This window comes from Streptomyces sp. NPDC058653, from assembly GCF_042716895.1.
Lineage (GTDB): Bacteria > Actinomycetota > Actinomycetes > Streptomycetales > Streptomycetaceae > Streptomyces.
Window position 1 is genome coordinate 125611 of the sequence record NZ_JBHXRM010000008.1, and the last position, 18104, is coordinate 143714.

Below are 18104 nucleotides of genomic sequence, written 5' to 3' on the forward strand. Positions count from 1 at the left end.
CGTCTCATTCCCCGGATCGTCCGTCCCCGTGGGTCGCGTGGACGGTGTCGAGGATGCCGGGCAGGGCCCGGAGGAACGTTTCCACCTCGTCGTCGCCGATGATCAGCGGCGGCATCAGCCGTACGGCATCGGGGACTGGCGCGTTCACCAGAAGACCGGCATCCTGAGCCGCCTGTTGCACCTGTGGCGCGAGTGGCTCGGTGAGCACGATACCCAGCAGCAGCCCCGCGCCACGGACATGAGAGACCAGCGGGTGCCCGAGCGCCTCGATTCCGTCCCGCAGCTTCTCCCCCAGCCGCTTCACCGTGTCGAGCGCGCCGTCCGCGCCGAGCGTGTCCAGCACGGCGAGTCCGGCGGCGCAGGCGACCGGGTTGCCGCCGAAGGTCGTACCGTGCTGGCCGGGCTTGAGCAGGTCCGCCGCCGGGCCGAAGGCGAGCGTGGCGCCGATCGGCAGACCGCCGCCGAGGCCCTTGGCGAGCGTGACGACATCGGGCTCGACGCTCTGGTGGGCCTGGTACTCGAACCAGTGCCCGGTCCGTCCGATCCCCGTCTGGACCTCGTCGAGCACCAGCAGGGTGCCGGTGGCCCGGGTGATCTCCCTGGCCGCCTCGAGATAGCCCCGGGGCGGTACGACGACGCCGTTCTCCCCCTGGATCGGCTCGACGACCAGCAGCGCGGTCTCCTCGGTGACGGCCGCCCTGAGCGCGTCGGCGTCTCCGTACGGAACGTGTGTGACGTCGCCGGGCAGCGGGAGGAACGGCTGCCGCTTCGACGGCTGTCCGGTGAGCGCGAGCGCGCCCATCGTGCGGCCGTGGAAGCCGCCGTCGGTGGCCACCATGTGGGGCCGGCCGGTCAGCCGGCCGATCTTGAACGCGGCTTCGTTCGCCTCGGCGCCGGAGTTGCAGAAGAAGACTCGGCCGGGGCGGTCGGCGAGAGCGACGAGCCGTTCCGCGAGGGCGACCGGCGGGCCGGCGACGTACAGGTTCGACACATGGCCGAGGGCGGAGATCTGTCGGGTGACCGCGTCGACGACGGCGGGGTGGGCGTGGCCGAGGGCGTTCACGGCGATGCCGCCGACGAAGTCGGTGTAGGCGTTGCCGTCGGCGTCCCAGACGGTGGCTCCGGCGCCGCGTACGAGGGAGAGCTTGGGGGTGCCGTAGTTGTCGGCCATCACCTGCTGCCAGCGCCGCGTCAGCTCCTGGTTGCTGTCGTCGGTCATGCTGCTCCCCCTTCGGTCGTTTCTCCCACCGCGGTCGGTGCGGTCGGTGCGGTCGTCCCGCTCGTCGTGGTCATCGCCGTCCGCGCGGTTCCGCGCTCCCGGCCGTCGGGGACGACCATCGTGCCGATGCCGGAGTCGGTGAAGATCTCCAGCAGGATCGAGTGCTGGACGCGGCCGTCGAGCACGCGGGCGGTGTTGACCCCGTTGCGGACGGCGAACAGACAGCCCTCCATCTTCGGCACCATGCCGCTGGACAGCTCGGGAAGCAGCTTCTCCAGCTCGGTCGCCGTAAGCCTGCTGATCACGTCGTCGTTGTTCGGCCAGTCCTCGTAGAGGCCCTCGACATCGGTGAGGACCATCAGCGTCTCGGCGCCGAGGGCCGCGGCGAGCGCGGCGGCGGCGGTGTCCGCGTTGACGTTGTAGATGTGCCCGTCGTCGGCGCTGCGCGCGATCGACGAGATGACCGGGATACGGCCGTCGGCGAGCAGCGCGACGATGGCGCCCGGGTCGATCGCGGTGATCTCGCCGACACGGCCGATGTCGACCGGCTCGCCGTCGATGAGCGGCCGGTGCCGGGTGGCGGAGATGGTGTGCGCGTCCTCGCCCGTCATACCGACGGCGAGCGGACCGTGCTGGTTGAGCAGTCCGACGAGCTCACGCTGCACCTGGCCGGCGAGCACCATCCGTACGACGTCCATCGCCTCGGGCGTCGTGACGCGCAGCCCGGCCTTGAACTCGCTGACCAGCCCGTGCCGGTCGAGCTGTGCGCTGATCTGGGGGCCGCCGCCGTGCACGACGACCGGCCGGAGACCTGCCTGGCGCAGGAAGACGACGTCCTGGGCGAAGGCGGCCTTGAGATCCTCGTCGACCATGGCGTTGCCGCCGAACTTGATCACGACGATCTTGCCGTTGTGGCGGGTCAGCCAGGGCAGCGCCTCGATGAGGATCTGCGCCTTGGGCAGCGCGGTGTGCTTGCGCGCGGTCATGAGCTGTACGCGCTGTTCTCGTGGACGTAGTCGGCCGTGAGGTCGTTGGTCCAGATGACGGCCGACTCGGTGCCGGCGGCGAGGTCGGCGGTGATCCGGACCTCCCGGAAGCGCATGTCGACGAGGTCGCGGTCCTCGCCGACGGAGCCGTCGCGGCAGACCCAGATGTCGTTGATGGCGACAGCCAGCCGGTCGGGGTCGAAGGCGGCGGAGGTCGTGCCGATCGCGGAGAGCACCCGGCCCCAGTTGGGGTCCTCGCCGTGCAGCGCGCACTTGAGGAGGTTGTTGCGGGCGACCGAGCGGCCCACCTCGACGGCGTCGTCCTCGGTGGCCGCGTTGATCACCTCGATACGGATGTCCTTGCTGGCGCCCTCGGCGTCGCCGATGAGCTGACGGCCGAGATCGTCGCAGACCGTACGGACGGCCTCCGCGAACTCCTCGTACCCGGGCGTCACCCGGGAGGCGCCGGAGGCGAGCAGCAGCACGGTGTCGTTGGTGGACATGCAGCCGTCGGAGTCGACCCGGTCGAAGGTGGTACGGGTGGCGGCGCGCAGGGCCGAGTCGAGAGCGGGGCCCTCGACGTCGGCGTCGGTGGTGAGCACGACGAGCATCGTGGCGAGTCCGGGCGCGAGCATGCCGGCGCCCTTGGCCATGCCGCCGACGGTCCAGCCGTCGCCGCCCGCCACGGCCGTCTTGTGCACGCTGTCGGTGGTCTTGATGGCGATGGCGGCCTTCTCGCCGCCGTGCGGGGAGAGTTCGGCCGCGGCCTTCTCGATTCCGGGCAGGAGCTTGTCCATCGGGAGGTGGATACCGATGAGCCCGGTCGAGGCGACGGCGATCTCGCCGGAGCTGTGCGCGTCGGGGTCGGCCACGTTCAGTGCCTCGGCGACCTTCTCCGCCGTGGCGTGGGTGTTCTGGAATCCCTGGGGACCCGTACAGGCGTTGGCGCCACCGGAGTTGAGGACGACGGCGGAGATCTGCCCGCCCTTGACGACCTGTTCCGACCAGAGGACGGGGGCGGCCTTGACCCGGTTGGAGGTGAAGACGCCTGCGGCGGCGCGGCGCGGCCCGGTGTTGACCACGAGGGCCAGGTCCGGGGCGCCGCTGTCCTTGATCCCGGCGGCGATGCCCGCCGCCGTGAAGCCGCCTGCTGCGGTGACGCTCACTGCATCTCCTTCTTCGGCCGGGTGGTGCTGTCGGTGGTGTCGGTGCTGTCGGTGCTGTCAGTGCTGTCGCTCGTGGCGTTGCGGTACGGAGTCGGGCTCATGGTGCGACGCCGGTGGCGGGCAGTCCGGTCTCCTCGGGCAGGCCGAGGGCGATGTTCATGCTCTGGATCGCGCCGCCGGCCGTGCCCTTGGTGAGATTGTCGATGGCGCTGATGGCGATGAGGCGCCGGGCGTTCTCGTCGAGGGCGACCTGGACCTGAACGGCGTTGGAGCCGTACACGGACGCGGTCGCCGGCCACTGGCCCTCGGGCAGGAGCTGGACGAACGGCTCGTCGGCGAACGCCTTCTCGTACGCGCCGCGTACGTCCGCCGCGCTGACGTCCGGACGCGCCTTGGCGGAGCAGGTGGCGAGGATGCCGCGCGGCATGGGGGCGAGGGTGGGGGTGAAGGAGACGCCGACCCGCTCGCCCGCCACGGCGCTGAGATTCTGGATCATCTCGGGGGTGTGCCGGTGGCCGCCGCCGACGCCGTACGGGCTCATGGAGCCCATGACCTCGGAGCCGAGCAGATGCGGCTTGACTGCCTTGCCCGCGCCGGAGGTGCCGGTGGCGGCGGTGATGACGGCCTCGGGCTCGACCAGGCCGGCGCCGTACGCCGGGAAGAGCGCGAGCGAGACGGCCGTCGGATAGCAGCCGGGCACCGCGACGCGTCTGGACCCCTCCAACGCGGCGCGGCTGCCCGGCAGTTCGGGGAGGCCGTAGGGCCAGGTGCCGGCATGGGCGGAGCCGTAGAACGTCTCCCAGTCGCCGGCGTCCTTGAGCCGGAAGTCCGCGCCCATGTCGACGACGAGGACGTCGTCGCCCAACTGCTCGGCGACAGCGGCGGACTGCCCGTGCGGCAGCGCGAGGAAGACTACGTCGTGCCCGGCGAGCACGTCGGGACGGGTCGGCTCCAGGACCCGTTCGGCCAGCGGACCGAGGTGGGGCTGGAGCGTGCCGAGACGCTGCCCGGCGTTAGAGTTCCCGGTGAGAGCGCCGATCTCGACGCCGGGGTGCCCGAGGAGCAGGCGGAGCACTTCTCCCCCGGCGTATCCACTGGCTCCCGCCACCGCTGCACGTACTGCCATCGAAACCCTCCTAGCCGATGGCATGACTATACGTAGCTCCGCAGCTTTATGCAATGGTCAGGGGGGTGCACGGCGCCTCCTCGCGCCTCGCCGTGATGGTGTGGCCTTCCGTGGCCGAAGTCCAGATGACGCCGTCCCGCGGTCCCCTCGTCCGTGTCCCGGCGTACAGGACAACGGCAGGGACCGTGCGCACGTCGGCGGGTCGGTGACGCGCCGACGGGCGGGCCGGGCCGGCGCCGAAAACACGTTGGCGTGCCGTCGCCGGGCTGGGACGATGCCTCCGTCTCGGTCGCGGAGGACATCTGTTCGTTTTCGTGTGTACGGGGTGCGGCGCCGAGCTGACCGCCCCGCTCTCCCAGGTCGCCCTGCCGGCCCACGCCCATCAGAAGTACGGGAACGGGATCCAGCTCCCGGTGCTCATGGAACCGGGCACCTTCGCCGTGGAACCGGAGCCCACGGGGCCGCCCTGGCGGACCTGGGACCGGATCCGCCCGGACGAGGCGGCGGCGCGCGGCATCGACCCGCCCCTGTCGCACCCTCACGGCCACTTCCGGGTCGACGCGGGGGTGTTCGCGCACACCCTGGTCCGCCTGCCCGCCGTCCGTCGCCCATGGCTGCGCGAGATCCTGGAGAACCTCTCGCACACATGCGGACCGGCCTCTTCTAGCCGAACCGGTCCCCGGGTCAGGGCTGGATGTTCTCCAGGTCCTCCAGGAGGCGGGGGTGCTTCGGCCGCCAGCCGAGGGCCTCACGGGTGTGGGCGCTGGACGAGGGCTGGTCGATCGAGAAGATCGAGGCGAGAGGGCCGTACGTCTCGGCCGGCACCGACCGGACCGGCAGGCCCAGCCGTCGTCCTATGACCAGGGCGATGTCGCGCACCCTGTCCCCCTCGTCGTCCACCGCGTGCCAGGCGGTGCCTGCCGGGGCCCGCTCCAGGGCGAGCCGGAAGAGGACCGCCGCGTCGAGCGCGTGCACGGCCGGCCAGCGCTGCTCGCCGTCGCCCGGATAACCGGAGACTCCGGACCCGCGTGCGATCCCGGCCAGCAGACCGGCGAACCCGCCCGCGCCCCGGTGGTGCACCGTGCGCGGCAGCCGTACGGCCGCGCTCCGGACCCCGCGCGAGGCCAGGCCGAGCGTCGCCGTAACGGCGCGACCGCGACCTCCCACGGGCCCGTCCGTCGACACCGGGTCGGACTCGACGGAGGCGCGGCCCGGCGCGTGGGGCGTACCCGAGGCGGTGACGAACGGGCGCTCGCTGCCCGCCAGTTCCTCTCCGAGGGCCGCGAGGGCGGCGGTCTCCTCGTCGACCGCCTTCACGAGGGCGTCGGCGCTGCTGAAGTCGTTGGCGAACGCCAGATGGATCACCCCGTCGGACCGGGCGGCGCCGGCGCGAAGGGTGTCGAGATCGGCGAGACCTCCCCGGAGCGGCTCGGCGCCGGCCGCCTTGGCGGCCAGTGCGGAGGCGTCGGAGCGGGCGAGGGCGAGGACGGTGTGGCCGTTGCCGAGGAGTTCGGCGACGACGGCGGAGCCGATCAGACCGGTGCCGCCGGTGACGAAGACATGCATGGAGCTCTCCCGCAAGTGATGGGACTCTTGTCCCATCAGCGTAGCAGGGTGATGGGACAAGAGTCCCATCACGTATGATGCGGCTATGGGTCGGTGGGAACCAGGGGCGCGCGAACGGCTTGTCATGGCCGCCGTCGACCTGTTCACGGAGCAGGGGTACGACGCGACGACGGTCGCGCAGATCGCCGAGCGCGCGGGGGTCACCAAGAGCACGTTCTTCCGGTACTTCCCGGACAAGCGCGAGCTGCTGGTGGCCGGACAGGAGACGCTGAGCCGGCTGCTCACGGAGGGGATCGCCGAAGCGCCCGCCGGCGTCGGTCCGCTCGGAGCGGTCGCGGCCGGCCTTGAGCGCGCGTCCAGCGCGATGGGGCCGATGAACCGGGAGATCGCCCCTCGTCTGAAGGCGGCCGTCGCCGCGAGCACCGAGCTCCAGGAGCGTGACGCCCTCAAGAGCGTCAGCCTCGCGGCCGCGATGACATCGGCTCTCGTCGCCCGCGGCGTACCGGATCCGATCGCCGCCCTCGCGGGCGAGTTGGGCGTCCTCGCCTTCAAACGGGGATACGTCGAGTGGTCCGACGCCGACCGGGGCGCGCAGGACGAACTCGCGGGGTACGTCCTGTCGGCCCTGGACGAGCTGCGTACGGCCACCGCGTCGCTGGGCTGACGGAACCGCCCCGCGCCGCGCCACCGGGGTGACGGAACCGCCCCGGGTCGCCGCCGGTCGCCGCGGCCACGACCGGTCCCGACCCCCGCAGGCCCCGAAGAGGGGACCTACGCCTTGTCGTTGGGGCCGCCCGCGTGGGCCAGGGCGCTCGGGGTGCGGCAGCCGACGATCGCCGGGGCCTCCCTGATCAGGGTGTCGTCGGTCAGCGCCTCCACCATGAACAGCGCGTAGTCCACACGACGCGTCAGATTGCTGGCCAGGACGGGGTCGCCCACATGCCGGCTCCAGACCGGCAGGCCCTCGCTCTCGCCCTCCTTCAGGGTGCTGCCGCGCACCACGGTCCACGCGGTGTCGCTGGCGAACACCCGGCGGCACGCTTCCACCTGGTCGTCGATCTCGGCGAAGCGGACCAGCTTGCCCAGCACGGCCGCGGCTCCGAGCGCCGCCCGGAACATCCGCGAGTACGTGTCCTTGCCGTCGCGGGTGATGTGCCAGCCGCAGGAGAAGACCAGGCGCGCGCCCGGCCGCGCGTGGTCGAGCACCGCCTGCGCCGTGCCGGACGAGTACTGCTGGACGCCCCAGGGCACCAGCACCGTCAGCACCCCGTCGCACCCGGCGACCGCCCGCCGTATCACCTCCGGGTCGTTGGTGGCACCGGGGACGACGGTCATCCGGCCCTCGAAGGCGGCCAGTTTCGGCACGCTGCGCTCGCGGCAGACGCCGACCACCTCGTAACCGCGGTCCAGCGCGTGGCGAACCATGTACTGCCCGAGCTTCCCCGAAGCCCCGACGACGCAGACCTTCTTCGCTTTCTCCGTGCCCATGACGCAGCCCCTCCGGCGGGATGGCGAACCTTATGTTGTAAGGCAAGTTAGCCTTATGCCGTAAGGCGGTCAAGAGGAGCGAGGAGGAGGGCGGATGCCCGAGGGAAGCAGGGGCGGCGGCGGGGGTGGGCGCAAGGCCACGGCGCGTACGCCGCTCAGCCGCGAGCGTGTGATCCGCACGGCGGTGGCGGTCGCGGACGAGAAGGGCTCGGCCGCGCTCACCATGCGGGCCGTCGCGGAGCCGCTGGGCGTCGAGGCGATGTCGCTTTATCACCATGTCGCGGGGAGGGAGGACATCCTCGACGGCATGGTGGACGCGGTGTTCGGCGAGATCGAGCTGCCGCCGCGCGGCACGGACTGGAAGAGCGCCATGCGCCGCCGCGCGGAGTCCGCCCGCGCCGTTCTGCTGCGCCACCCGTGGGCCGTCGGTCTGATGGACTCGCGCACCCGGCCCGGCCCGGCGACCCTCGGCCACCACGACGCGGTCATCGGCGCGTTGCGCGCGGGAGGATTCTCCGTCCCGATGGCCGCGCACGCCGTGTCGCTGATCGACAGCTATCTGTACGGCTTCGTGATCCAGGAGGTGAGCCTGCCGTTCAACAGCTCGGAGGAGCTGGACGAGGTCGCGGGGAACATCCTCGGCGACATGGCCTCGGACGCCTACCCGCACCTCACCGAACTCGCCGTGGAACACGCTCTCAAGCCCGGCTACGCCTACGGTGACGAGTTCCCCTTCGGCCTGGCCCTGATCCTCGACGCCCTGCACCCGGACGAGGCCGCGGACGCGAGCGCCGGGAGCGGATGAGGGGCCCGCGCTCAGCCGTCCGTGCCGGACGAGATCTGCCGCATCAGGGTCGTCATGTCCGGAGCGACCCACTCCTCGGCGATCCTCCCGCCCTCCAGGCGGTAGATCTCGATGCTGCGGTAGTCCACCGTCCGTCCCGTCGGCTCGATCCCCTGGAACGTGCCCCGGTGGGTGCCCCGGAAGTGGACGCGGACCGTCACCTTGTCGTCGGCGCCGAACATGTCCTCGACCCGGATCCGCAGGTCGGGGAAGGCTTCGAGCATGGCCTGCGTCCCGAGCCTCCAGACCTCCCGGCCGTGCAACGGGTCGGGGAGGCCGGGGAGGTTGGCGATGAAGTCCTCCGTCACGAGCTCGGCGCACGCGTCGAGGTCACCGCTCTGGAGCGTCCTGTAGGCGGTGCGCATGACGGCCAGATTCCGCTCGGGGGACATGGTCGTGGTTCCTCTCCTCGGGTGGGTGTGGTCCCAGTAGAGACCCTGCCGTCGCGACAAGGTCAACCACCGGCGCCGCACACCGGTGCGGCCGTGGACGGGAAGGACCCGCGGGACGGCGTACCCGACCCGATCGGGCACAGGATGTCGGGTCGGACCGGGTGCCCGGCTCCTAGCGTGGTGCGTGCGAAAGAGGAAGGAGACCGGAGTGCTGGAGCGTCTCAACCGGAGCCTGGAGCACCTTGAGGACCGTCTCGACCAGCGGGTCGAGACGGCCGAGCTGGCGAGGATCGCGGCCACGTCGGAGTACCACCTGCGCCGGATGTTCTCCGCGCTGGCGGGCATGCCGCTGTCGGAGTACCTACGGCGGCGTCGGCTCACGGTCGCGGGCGCGGAGGTGCTGGCGGGGCGCCGGTCCCTGCTGGAGATCGCGGTGCGCTACGGCTACGGCTCCGGCGAGGCGTTCGCGCGGGCGTTCCGCGCCATGCACGGTGTCGGGCCGGCCGAGGCCCGCCGTACCGGCGCGGCGCTCGTGTCCCAGCCCCGGTTGTCCTTCCGCCTCACCGTCGAAGGGAACAGCAGCATGCGCTATCGAGTGGTGGACAGGCAGGACTTCAGCGTGGTCGGCCTCAAGGCCCGGGTGCCGTTGGTGCACGCGGGACCGAACCAGGCGATCATCGACTTCGTCCGCGGGGCCGACCCCCGGATCGTGGAGGCCCTGGAGAAGCTGTCCGACCAGGAGCCCGGGGGCATCCTCGCGGTCTGCGACGACCTGGACCCGGGCCGCGCCGAAGGCACCGGACTCGACTACTACCACGGGGTGATCACATCGGCCGGGGCCCCGGAAGGCACCACCGTTCTGCGTGTCCCGGCCGGCACCTGGGCGGTCTTCACCACCTCCGGACCGGCGCCGGAGGCCATCCAGGAGCTGTGGCGGGACGTCTTCACGCAGTGGTTCCCGTCCAACCCGTACCGCAGCCGCCCCGGCCCGGAGATCCTGCGCACCCGTATGTCCCCGGGCACGGCGGAGGCGGACGCCGAGCTGTGGCTTCCGGTGGAGCGGGAGCGGGGCTGATCCCGGCCCTCTCGCGCTCACCCGACGAGCGTCTGGGTGCCGAGGACGGTGAGCAGCGCGAGGCGTTCGGCGTCCTCCGTGCCGGGCTCGGCCGTGTAGATCATGATGCGCAGGTCGCTCCCGGCGACGGTGAGTACGTCGCAGTCCAGCGTCAGGGCTCCCACCTGCGGATGGTCGATGGTCTTGCGCGCCGCCTCGTGCTGCCCGACGGTCCCGGAGTCCCACAGCTCGGCGAACCGGTCGCTGCCCGCGCGCAGTTCGGCGACCAGCCCGCGTAGCCGCCGGTCGGCCGGATAGCGGCCGGCGGCGGCGCGCAGGTCGGAGACGAGCGCGGTCTCGAAGACGCGCAGGGACTCGGGCGTGTGCCGGGCGCGCGTGCCGGGGCCGAGGAAGTGCCGCCACACACCGTTGCGCGCGCCGCCGCGCCGGTCGGACGGGTCGCCCATCAGCGCGGCGTACGGCGGGTTGGCCGTGAGCAGCGTCCAGGACGCGTCGTACACGGCGACGGGTGTCCCGGCGAGTCTGTCCAGCAGACGCTGGACGCTCGGGGTGAGGTAGGCGGGTACGGTCCTGGGTCCCGGCGGCGCCAGCCCGGCCAGCCGGAACAGATGCTCGCGTTCCGTCGCCGACAGCCGCAGGGCTCTGGCCAGGGACTCGACGACCTGTGTCGAGGGGTTGGCGGCGCGGCCCTGTTCGAGGCGGGTGATGTAGTCGGCGGAGATGCCGGCCAGCATCGCCAGCTCCTCGCGGCGCAGTCCCGGCGCGCGCCGGTGGCCGCCGGTGGAGAGCCCGGCGGTCTCCGGCGGGACCCGGTCGCGCCACCGCCGTACCGCCCGTCCGAATTCCTTGTCCGCCATGTCCACCAGTGTGCTCCTCCGGCGGCGCCGGTTCCTGGTACCGCCGGTCCCAGGAAAACCCGACGTCTGGTTGACGGCCCGGCGCTGCCGAAGGCTGCGGGCATGACAACAACACTGATCACCGGAGCGAACAAAGGACTTGGTCACGAGACCGCCCGCCGGCTCGTCGCGGCGGGTCACCAGTTCGCGGGCGACCTCGCGCGCCACCCCCGCGCCGTGGTCCTCCTCCACCAGGGAGAGCGCGAGGTCGATCCCGGCGGTGACACCGGCGGACGTGACGATCCCGCCGTCCCGCACGAAGACCGGGTCCGCCTCGACGCGGACCCGCGGATACGCGGTGGCGAGCTGCGGCGCCAGCCTCCAGTGCGTCGCGGCGCGCCGCCCGTCGAGGGCGCCCGTCTCGGCCAGTACGAACGCGCCGGCGCAGACGGAGGTGATCCGGCGTGAGCGTCCCAGCAGTTCTTCGACGAGGGAGACGAGCGCCCGGTCGGCGACGGCGCGCCGCCAGTCGCTCCGGCCGGGCACCACCACCGTGTGCGGCCGGGCGGGCAGCGTGTCCGGTCCGCCGTCGACGCCGACGCGTACGCCCGAGGACGTACGTACGTCCGTACCGTCCGGGGAGACGATCCGTACGTCGTAGTCGGCGCCGAACATGTTGGCCGTGGTGAACACCTCGGCCGGGCCCGTGACGTCGAGGAGCTGCACCCCGTCGAACGCCACCACGGCCACGGTCACTCGGGCCACTGCGAGTCCAGGATCGTCCGGACGAAGTCGCCGCGCTCGAAGCCGGGCACGTAGTGCGCGAGGACATCGGCCTTGACGTTGCCGAAGGTGGTCTCCGGCTTGTCGCGGACGCCGTCGGTGAACGCGCCGAGGATGCGCTGCTTGAAGCCGGGGCGCGGGTGCAGCGCGACCACGGCGGCGCGGTCGTCCTCGCTGATGTCGTGGTACCCGATGCCGAGCACGTCGTACTCGACGCCCGCGGTCACCAGCGCCACCTCCGGCTCCATGAACTCGGGGACCCCCGGCGTCGTGTGCAGGGCGATCGCGGTCCACACCCGGCGGACGCTGTCCTCGGGCACCTGGTGCGCCCGGAGGAAGCGGCGTGCCTCGTCGGCGCTGTCCACCTCGAAGCGCCGCCCGCTGCCGTGGAAGGGCTCACCGAGGCCCAGGTCGTGGAACATGGCGCCGATGTAGAGGAGTTCGGGGTCGAAGCCGAAGTCCCGGTTGCGCCCCTGGAGGCTGCCGAAGAAGTAGACGCGGCGCGAGTGGTCGTAGATCAGCTCGCTCACCGTGTCGCCCACGAGCTCGGTCGCCTCCCGCGCGAGCTTCGTGTCCGGCACGGTCACGCCCGCTGCCACGGAGAGGTCGTCGGCCATCGTCATCACCTGGTCCTTCTGCTCTGCGCTCGGTGCGTGGGCGGTTCTCCCCACCCACACCTCCAGTCTCCTGAGCCGAGGAGCCGTGTGCCATGACCACAGGGCCGTATGACCCACAGATACGGACACGGCTCTCCGCCGAGCGGTCAGACGCGGGCGTCGAGACGCAGGCTCCAGCGGCCGGGGGATCCCATGAGGGTGATGGTGGACAGCGGGCGGACGTCCACGTTCCAGAAGGTCGGCGCGGGGGCGTGCAGGGCGTAGACGAGGGCCGCCCTGATGACCGCCGGTTCGGCGACCGCCACGATGGCACCGATGTCGTCGGCGGGGCGCGTGTCCAGCCAGCCGCCTATGCGGGAGATGAACGTGAGCAGCGGTTCGCCGCCGTGGGGGGCCGAGCGGGGGTCGGCGAGCCAGGCGTCCACGGCGGCGGGTTCACGCGCGGCCACGTCCGCGAAGGTGCAGCCGCGCCAGCGGCCCATGTCGCAGTCCCGGAGGGCCGGCTGGACCAGGGGCGCGTAGCCGAGGGCCTCACCGGTGGCGCGGCTGCGCGCGGTGGGCGAGCAGTAGCGCAGCTCGGCGGCGGCCAGTGGCACGAGCGAGTGCGCGACGAGCTGCACCTCGTGCCAGCCGGCCTGGTCGAGAGGACGGTCGTCGTCGAATCGTTCGGCAAGTGGGGCTGAGCTGCGCGCGGCGGCGACCAACGTGACCCGAACACTCATGCCGGGATCGTGATCCCGAAAGTGGCACAGGTCAAGAGGGGTCCCGAAGGTCCAGAGTCATCCACATGAGGGGGTTTTCGAGCGACTTGAACCCCACCTTCTCGTAGACGCCGTGGGCGTCCTCCGTGGCCAGCATCATGCGCCGCAGTCCGAGGGGGGCGAGTCGGTCGCGTGCGGCGGCGACCAGTTCGGTGCCGACGCCCTTCCCGCGGGCGACCGGGTCGACGTACACGTCGCAGAGCCAGGCGAAGGTGGCGTGGTCGGTGACGACACGGGCGTACGCGACCTGTTCGCCCGAGACCCTGTCGTAGACACCGAAGTTGAGCGACCCCGCGATCGCCCTGTCCTGGACGTCGCGCTCACGGCCGAGCGCCCAGTACGCGTCCGTGGACAGCCAGCGGTGGATCCGGTCCGCGTCGAGGCGCGCGGGGTCGGTCGAGATCTCGTACGCGGCGGAGGTCGTCGTCTCACTCATGGCGGAAGGCTGCCAGGTGGCGGCGGCGTTGTCAGTGGCGGATGCCACGATCGAGGCGGGGGGTCAGCCCAGCACCTCGTCACAGGCGGTACGGAGCCGCCGCACGCCCTCGGCGATCTCCTGGGGTCCCGCGACGGCCGCGTAGCCGAGCCGCAGATGGGCGGCGGAGGGTTCCGCGCAGAAGTACGGGCGGCCGGGGGTGACGGCGACGCCCGCGCGCAGGGCGGCGGAGACGAGGGCCTGCTCGTCGGTGCCGTCGGGCAGGCGCAGCCACAGGTGGTAGCCGCCGGAGGGGATGTGCGGCAGGGCGAGTTCGGGCAGCTGCCGGCCGACGGCGCCGGCCAGGGTGTTCCTGCGGTCGCGCAACTCCCCCGCGAGAAAGCGCAGATGGCGGTTCCAGGCGGGTGAGCCGACGAGTTCGAGTGCGGCCTCCTGGAGGGGGCGGGCGACGAAGAAGCAGTCGACGACATGGATGGCGCGCAGGCGTTCGAGCACCGGGCCCCGGGCGGCGAGCACGCCGACGCGGAAGCTGGGCGAGGTCGCCTTCGTGAGGGAGCAGACGTGGACGACGACTCCGTCGTGGTCGTCGGCGGCGAGCGTACGGGGCAGCGGCCCGGCGTCCTCGTGGGCGAGGAGGCGCACGAAGTCGTCCTCGACGACGAAGGCGCCCACCTCCCGGGCGATCCGCAGCACCTCGGGCCGGCGCGCCGCGGAGAGGACCGCTCCGGTGGGGTTCTGGAAGAGGGGCTGGCAGACGAAGACGCGTGCGCCGGTGGCCCGGAAGGCGGCGGCGAGGAGTTCGGGGCGTACGCCGTCGCGGTCCAGGGGGACCGGGACGGGCCGCAGTCCGGCGGCCCGGGCGATGGCGAGCATGCCGGGGTAGGTGGGTGATTCGACGAGGACGGGCGCACCGGGCGGGGCGAGGGCGCGCAGCGCGGTGGTCAGGGCGCTCTGGCCGCCTGAGGTGACGAGGAGTTCGGCGGAGGTCCAGGCGTCGCCGATGTCGCGGGCGAACCACTGGCGGAGTTCGGGCAGTCCGTCGGTGGGCGGACGGCTCCAGGCGCCGGGGCGACGGCCGGCGCGGGCCAGGGCGGCGGCCATGGCCTGTTCGGGCTGGAGGGAGGAGTGCAGATAGCCGCCGTTGAACTCGATCACTCCGGGCGGGGGCACCGCGAGGGTGCTCAGCACGGCGGAGGAGTCGACGCTGCGCGGGACGAGTTCGCTGGTGGCGTCGGCGCTGAGCGCGACCTCCTGCCAGGAGGTGTCACCGGGCCGGGGTGTGCCGGGGCGGGCGGGCGCGCGGAAGGACCCGGCGCCGGGGCGAGTGACGACCAGCCCCTCGGCGGAGAGCTGGGCGAGCGCCCGGGAGACGGTCACCGGCGAGACCCGGTACCGCTCAACCAGCTCCCGGCTGGACGGCAGCTTTCCACCCGCCGAGTAGCGGTTGACCTCTTCTCGCAGAGATTTTGCCAACTCGGCCACACTGCTACGCTCTTGCATGACAGCACAGGATAGCGCTACTCGTCCGGTGCCGGTAGCGGTCACCGGCGGCACACTTCTCGCGGCGGCGGGCGTCCTCGCCTTCTCCCTCACCTTCCCGGCGACCGTCTGGGGGCTGGAGAGCTTCGGCCCCTGGTCCCTGGTCGCGATACGCGGCGTGCTTGCCGCCCTGACCGCGGGCTGCTTCCTGCTGGCGCTCCGCGTGCCCGTCCCGGAGCGGCGGCACTGGGGAGCGCTCGCCGTGGTGGCCTCCGGTGTGGTGGTCGGCTTCCCGATGCTGACGACGCTGGCGCTGCGGACCTCGACCACCGCGCACGCCGCCGTCGTGGTGGGGCTGCTGCCGCTGAGCACCGCCGCGCTCTCGGCCCTGCGTACGGGCAGGCGCCCCTCGGCCACGTTCTGGGGCGCGGCCGTCGCGGGCGCGGCCGTGGTGATCGCCTTCACCCTCCAGCAGAGCGGCGGGGCGGTCTCGGCCGGTGATCTGTATCTGTTCGGCGCGCTGCTGGTCTGTGCGGCGGGCTACACGGAGGGCGGGAGACTGGCGCGGCTGATGCCCGGCTGGCAGGTGATCGACTGGGCGCTGGTCGCCTGTCTGCCGCTCAATCTGCTGGTCGCGGCCGTGTCCCTGTCCTTCGAGCCGGTACGGCTGACGGCACAGGGCGTGACGGGCCTCGTGTGGGTGGCGGCGGGGTCGACCTTCTTCGGCCTCTATGTCTGGTACCGGGGCATGGCCTCGATCGGGATCGAGAGGGCCAGCCAGCTCCAGCTCGCCCAGCCGCTGCTGACCCTGGTCTGGGCGGTGCTGCTGCTCGGGGAGCGTCCGGCGACGGCCGCGCCGCTGGCGGCCGTCGCCGTACTGCTGTGCATCGCGATCACCCAACGCGCCCGCGCCTAGGGCGCGTTGGCCGGACCTTCGTCGGCCCGGCGCCGACGGTCCGGTGTTCGCCCGTCAGCCCTGCCGCGGCGGGCGCACCCGTGACGTGTAGTGGTCGGCCACCGCCCTCGCGAACGCGCCGTTCTTGTCGTTGACGCACTCCAGCGCGGAGAAGTAGCAGTGTCCCCGGACCTCGCGGTACTGCTTCGCGAACGTCAGATGGCGGGAGACCTCCGCCACGTCCTGCCACGGCGCGGGCTGGGCGGGGTCGCCCGCCTTGTAGAGGGCCTCGCCGATGTAGAGGTCGACGCCCGTGCCCCTGACCACCTCGCTCCACCAGGGCACGAGCTTCGCGTAGTCGGCCGCGGCGAAGCCGATGTTCCAGTAGACCTGGGGGGTGATGTAGTCGATCCAGCCCTCCTTGACCCACTTCCGGGTGTCGGCGTACAGGTCGTCGTACGTCTGCACACCGGCCCTGGTGTCGGAGCCGGTCGGGTCGGTGGCGATGTTGCGCCACACCCCGAACGGGCTGATACCGAAGGCGACGTCCTTCTTGATCTTCTTGATCCGGGCCGCCGTCTCGCGCACCAGCCGGTCCGTGTTGTCGCGCCGCCAGGAGGCCTTGTCCGGGAAGGCGGCGCCGTACTTCGCGTACTGGGCGTCGTCCTCGAAGACCTGTCCCGCGACCGGGTACGGATAGAAGTAGTCGTCCCAGTGCACGGCGTCGATGTCGTAGCGCCGTACGGCGTCGAGCATCGCGTCCTGGACGAACTTCCTGACCTCCGGGATGCCCGGGTTGTAGTAGAGCTTCCCGCCGTACGGAAGGATCCACTCCGGGTGCTTGCGGGCCGGGTGGCTCGGGATGAGCCGGGACGGGTCAGTGTGGTTGGCCACGCGGTACGGGTTGAACCAGGCGTGCAGTTCCAGGCCGCGCTTGTGGGCCTCCTTCACGGCCGTACCCAGCGGGTCCCAGCCCGGGTCCTTGCCCTGTACGCCGGTCAGACACTCGGCCCACGGCTCGAACGGCGACGGCCACAGGGCGTCGGCGGTCGGCCGTACCTGGAAGACGACGGCGTTCAGCTTCCGGTCGACGGCGGTGTCCAGGAACCTCAGGAGTTCGGCGCGCTGCTCGGCCGCCGGGAGGCCGGGCTTCGACGGCCAGTCGCGGTTGACGACCGTGGCGAGCCACATCCCACGGAATTCCGTGCGCGTGCTGTGCCGGCCATCGGGTACGGCGGCGCCCTCCGCGCCCGCCGCCGCTCCCGTTCCGCGGCTCGCCGCTCCGGTCGGCCCTGCCGCGGCGACCGCGTCGCCCGCCACCGCCAGCGACGTGAGCGCGCCGGCCGTCGCCGTCACAAAGCCTCTTCTGCCGATTTGCCGCATCTACTGACCCCTCGTCGGTTGTCTCGGTCGGACGTTGCCGCACAGCATGCCCGCCCCGGCCCGCCCTGCACACACCTGCGCGGAGTAACGTCGGGGGCCGGGGCGGGCACCGGAATCACACGGGGCCCGGCAGGACAGGGACCAGCGAAAGGGCACGGTGTGACCGACATCGAACGCGTCGGAGTGGTGGGCTGCGGCCAGATGGGCGCAGGCATCGCGGAGGTGTGCGCCCGCAGCGGGCTCGGGGTGATGGTCGCCGAGACCACCGGCGAGGCGCTGGAGATAGGGCGTACCCGCCTCCACAACTCCCTCTCGAAGGCCGCCGAGCGCGGCAAGATCAGCGAGGAGGAGCGCGACGCGACGCTCGGCAGGCTCAGCTTCACCACGGATCTCGGCGCGTTCGCCGACCGCGATCTGGTGATCGAGGCGGTCGTCGAGAACGAGCAGGTCAAGACCGAGATCTTCCAGGTCCTGGACCAGGTCGTGACGCGCACGGACGCGATCCTGGCCTCCAACACCTCCTCCATACCGCTGGTCAAGCTGGCCGTCGCGACGTCGCGTCCCGACCAGGTGATCGGCATACACTTCTTCAACCCGGCGCCGGTCCAGCAGCTGGTCGAGCTAATCCCGGCGCTGACGACGTCCGACGACACGGTCAAGCGCGCCGAGTCCGTCGTCCAGGACGTGCTGGGCAAGCACGCGATCCGCGCCCAGGACCGGTCCGGTTTCGTGGTGAACGCGCTTCTCATCCCGTATCTCCTCTCGGCGATCCGGATGTTCGAGTCCGGCATCGCGAGCCGTGAGGACATCGACAACGGCATGGAGATGGGCTGCGCGCACCCGATGGGCCCGCTCAAGCTCGCCGATCTGATCGGTCTGGACACCGTGGCGTCGGTCGCCGACTCGATGTACGCCGAGTACAAGGAGCCGCTGTACGCCGCTCCCCCGCTGCTTCAGCGCATGGTGGACGCGGGGCGCCTCGGCCGTAAGTCGGGCTCGGGCTTCTACCCGTACGGCTGAGCCACCCCGCCACCGGGCCCGCGGGCATCAGC

Annotated in this window: 18 protein-coding genes and 3 pseudogenes; 7 read left to right on the forward strand and 14 right to left on the reverse strand. The window is 72.0% G+C overall.

Annotated features, from left to right (window positions below):
* Window positions 1-4 precede the first annotated feature (4 nt).
* The 4 genes from ACFWU9_RS09940 to argC all read right to left on the reverse strand — a co-directional run bounded on the left by ACFWU9_RS09940 (window position 5) and on the right by argC (window position 4497).
* Window positions 5-1219: an acetylornithine transaminase gene (locus ACFWU9_RS09940; protein ID WP_384316175.1), complete on the reverse strand. Its 1215-nt coding sequence runs from the start codon at window positions 1217-1219 to the stop codon at window positions 5-7.
* Window positions 1216-2205: an acetylglutamate kinase gene (gene argB, locus ACFWU9_RS09945; RefSeq protein ID WP_384316177.1), complete on the reverse strand. Its 990-nt coding sequence runs from the start codon at window positions 2203-2205 to the stop codon at window positions 1216-1218. Before argB ends, ACFWU9_RS09940 begins: the two co-directional genes overlap by 4 nt.
* On the reverse strand, window positions 2202-3371 hold the full coding sequence (gene argJ, locus ACFWU9_RS09950; protein WP_384316179.1) for a bifunctional glutamate N-acetyltransferase/amino-acid acetyltransferase ArgJ: 1170 nt from the start codon (window positions 3369-3371) through the stop codon (window positions 2202-2204). Before argJ ends, argB begins: the two co-directional genes overlap by 4 nt.
* Before the next feature lie 97 nt (window positions 3372-3468).
* A complete protein-coding gene (gene argC / locus ACFWU9_RS09955) occupies window positions 3469-4497 on the reverse strand; it encodes an N-acetyl-gamma-glutamyl-phosphate reductase (protein ID WP_384316181.1) in 1029 nt (342 codons plus the stop codon).
* Window positions 4498-4799: 302 nt separating this feature from the next.
* Here argC and ACFWU9_RS09960 point away from each other — a divergent pair.
* Window positions 4800-5027: pseudogene (locus ACFWU9_RS09960) on the forward strand (hypothetical protein); the annotation flags it as partial.
* A 154-nt stretch (window positions 5028-5181) separates the two neighbouring features.
* On the opposite strand, the gene ACFWU9_RS09965 reads toward ACFWU9_RS09960, so the two are convergent.
* Window positions 5182-6063: an SDR family oxidoreductase gene (locus tag ACFWU9_RS09965; protein WP_384316183.1), complete on the reverse strand. Its 882-nt coding sequence runs from the start codon at window positions 6061-6063 to the stop codon at window positions 5182-5184.
* Between the two features lie 85 nt (window positions 6064-6148).
* Between ACFWU9_RS09965 and ACFWU9_RS09970 the strand changes: the two genes are divergently transcribed.
* Complete coding sequence (locus tag ACFWU9_RS09970) at window positions 6149-6727, forward strand: TetR/AcrR family transcriptional regulator (RefSeq protein ID WP_384316185.1); 579 nt, start codon at window positions 6149-6151, stop codon at window positions 6725-6727.
* Between the two features lie 107 nt (window positions 6728-6834).
* Here ACFWU9_RS09970 and ACFWU9_RS09975 read toward each other — a convergent pair whose 3' ends face one another.
* Window positions 6835-7551: an NAD(P)-dependent oxidoreductase gene (locus ACFWU9_RS09975; protein WP_384316187.1), complete on the reverse strand. Its 717-nt coding sequence runs from the start codon at window positions 7549-7551 to the stop codon at window positions 6835-6837.
* A 94-nt stretch (window positions 7552-7645) separates the two neighbouring features.
* On the opposite strand from ACFWU9_RS09975, the gene ACFWU9_RS09980 reads away from it, so the two are divergent.
* Window positions 7646-8356: a TetR/AcrR family transcriptional regulator gene (locus tag ACFWU9_RS09980; RefSeq protein WP_384316189.1), complete on the forward strand. Its 711-nt coding sequence runs from the start codon at window positions 7646-7648 to the stop codon at window positions 8354-8356.
* Between the two features lie 11 nt (window positions 8357-8367).
* Here ACFWU9_RS09980 and ACFWU9_RS09985 read toward each other — a convergent pair whose 3' ends face one another.
* Window positions 8368-8787 (reverse strand): ester cyclase, encoded by a 420-nt coding sequence (locus ACFWU9_RS09985; protein ID WP_384316191.1) that lies wholly within the window; start codon window positions 8785-8787, stop codon window positions 8368-8370.
* 208 nt (window positions 8788-8995) lie between these two features.
* Here ACFWU9_RS09985 and ACFWU9_RS09990 point away from each other — a divergent pair, with 208 nt between their 5' ends.
* Complete coding sequence (locus ACFWU9_RS09990; RefSeq protein WP_384316193.1) at window positions 8996-9862, forward strand: GyrI-like domain-containing protein; 867 nt, start codon at window positions 8996-8998, stop codon at window positions 9860-9862.
* Window positions 9863-9879: 17 nt separating this feature from the next.
* Here ACFWU9_RS09990 and ACFWU9_RS09995 read toward each other — a convergent pair whose 3' ends face one another.
* Window positions 9880-10719: a helix-turn-helix transcriptional regulator gene (locus ACFWU9_RS09995; RefSeq protein ID WP_384316318.1), complete on the reverse strand. Its 840-nt coding sequence runs from the start codon at window positions 10717-10719 to the stop codon at window positions 9880-9882.
* 102 nt (window positions 10720-10821) lie between these two features.
* On the opposite strand from ACFWU9_RS09995, the pseudogene ACFWU9_RS10000 reads away from it, so the two are divergent.
* Window positions 10822-10899: pseudogene (locus ACFWU9_RS10000) on the forward strand (short-chain dehydrogenase); the annotation flags it as partial.
* Between the two features lie 102 nt (window positions 10900-11001).
* Here ACFWU9_RS10000 and ACFWU9_RS10005 read toward each other — a convergent pair.
* The 5 genes and pseudogenes from ACFWU9_RS10005 to ACFWU9_RS10025 all read right to left on the reverse strand — a co-directional run.
* A pseudogene (locus tag ACFWU9_RS10005) lies at window positions 11002-11463 on the reverse strand (DJ-1/PfpI family protein); the annotation flags it as partial.
* The gene (locus ACFWU9_RS10010; protein WP_384316320.1) at window positions 11451-12098 is read right to left on the reverse strand and encodes an HD domain-containing protein; all 648 of its coding nucleotides are present in this window, start codon (window positions 12096-12098) and stop codon (window positions 11451-11453) included. The gene ACFWU9_RS10010 and the pseudogene ACFWU9_RS10005, both read right to left, overlap by 13 nt.
* A 146-nt stretch (window positions 12099-12244) precedes the next feature.
* On the reverse strand, window positions 12245-12820 hold the full coding sequence (locus ACFWU9_RS10015) for a histidine phosphatase family protein (protein ID WP_384316194.1): 576 nt from the start codon (window positions 12818-12820) through the stop codon (window positions 12245-12247).
* Window positions 12821-12851: 31 nt separating this feature from the next.
* Window positions 12852-13295, reverse strand: a complete 444-nt coding sequence (locus ACFWU9_RS10020; protein WP_384316195.1) for a GNAT family N-acetyltransferase — start codon at window positions 13293-13295, stop codon at window positions 12852-12854.
* Window positions 13296-13358: 63 nt separating this feature from the next.
* A complete protein-coding gene (locus ACFWU9_RS10025; protein ID WP_384316197.1) occupies window positions 13359-14795 on the reverse strand; it encodes a PLP-dependent aminotransferase family protein in 1437 nt (478 codons plus the stop codon).
* On the opposite strand from ACFWU9_RS10025, the gene ACFWU9_RS10030 reads away from it, so the two are divergent.
* Window positions 14794-15690: a DMT family transporter gene (locus ACFWU9_RS10030; RefSeq protein WP_384316199.1), complete on the forward strand. Its 897-nt coding sequence runs from the start codon at window positions 14794-14796 to the stop codon at window positions 15688-15690. The genes ACFWU9_RS10025 and ACFWU9_RS10030 overlap by 2 nt on opposite strands.
* A 54-nt stretch (window positions 15691-15744) precedes the next feature.
* Here the strand turns inward: ACFWU9_RS10030 and ACFWU9_RS10035 are convergent, their stop codons facing one another.
* Window positions 15745-17052 (reverse strand): glycoside hydrolase family 10 protein, encoded by a 1308-nt coding sequence (locus ACFWU9_RS10035; RefSeq protein WP_384316201.1) that lies wholly within the window; start codon window positions 17050-17052, stop codon window positions 15745-15747.
* Between the two features lie 159 nt (window positions 17053-17211).
* Here ACFWU9_RS10035 and ACFWU9_RS10040 point away from each other — a divergent pair, with 159 nt between their 5' ends.
* A complete protein-coding gene (locus tag ACFWU9_RS10040; RefSeq protein ID WP_384316203.1) occupies window positions 17212-18072 on the forward strand; it encodes a 3-hydroxybutyryl-CoA dehydrogenase in 861 nt (286 codons plus the stop codon).
* Window positions 18073-18104: the final 32 nt, after the last annotated feature.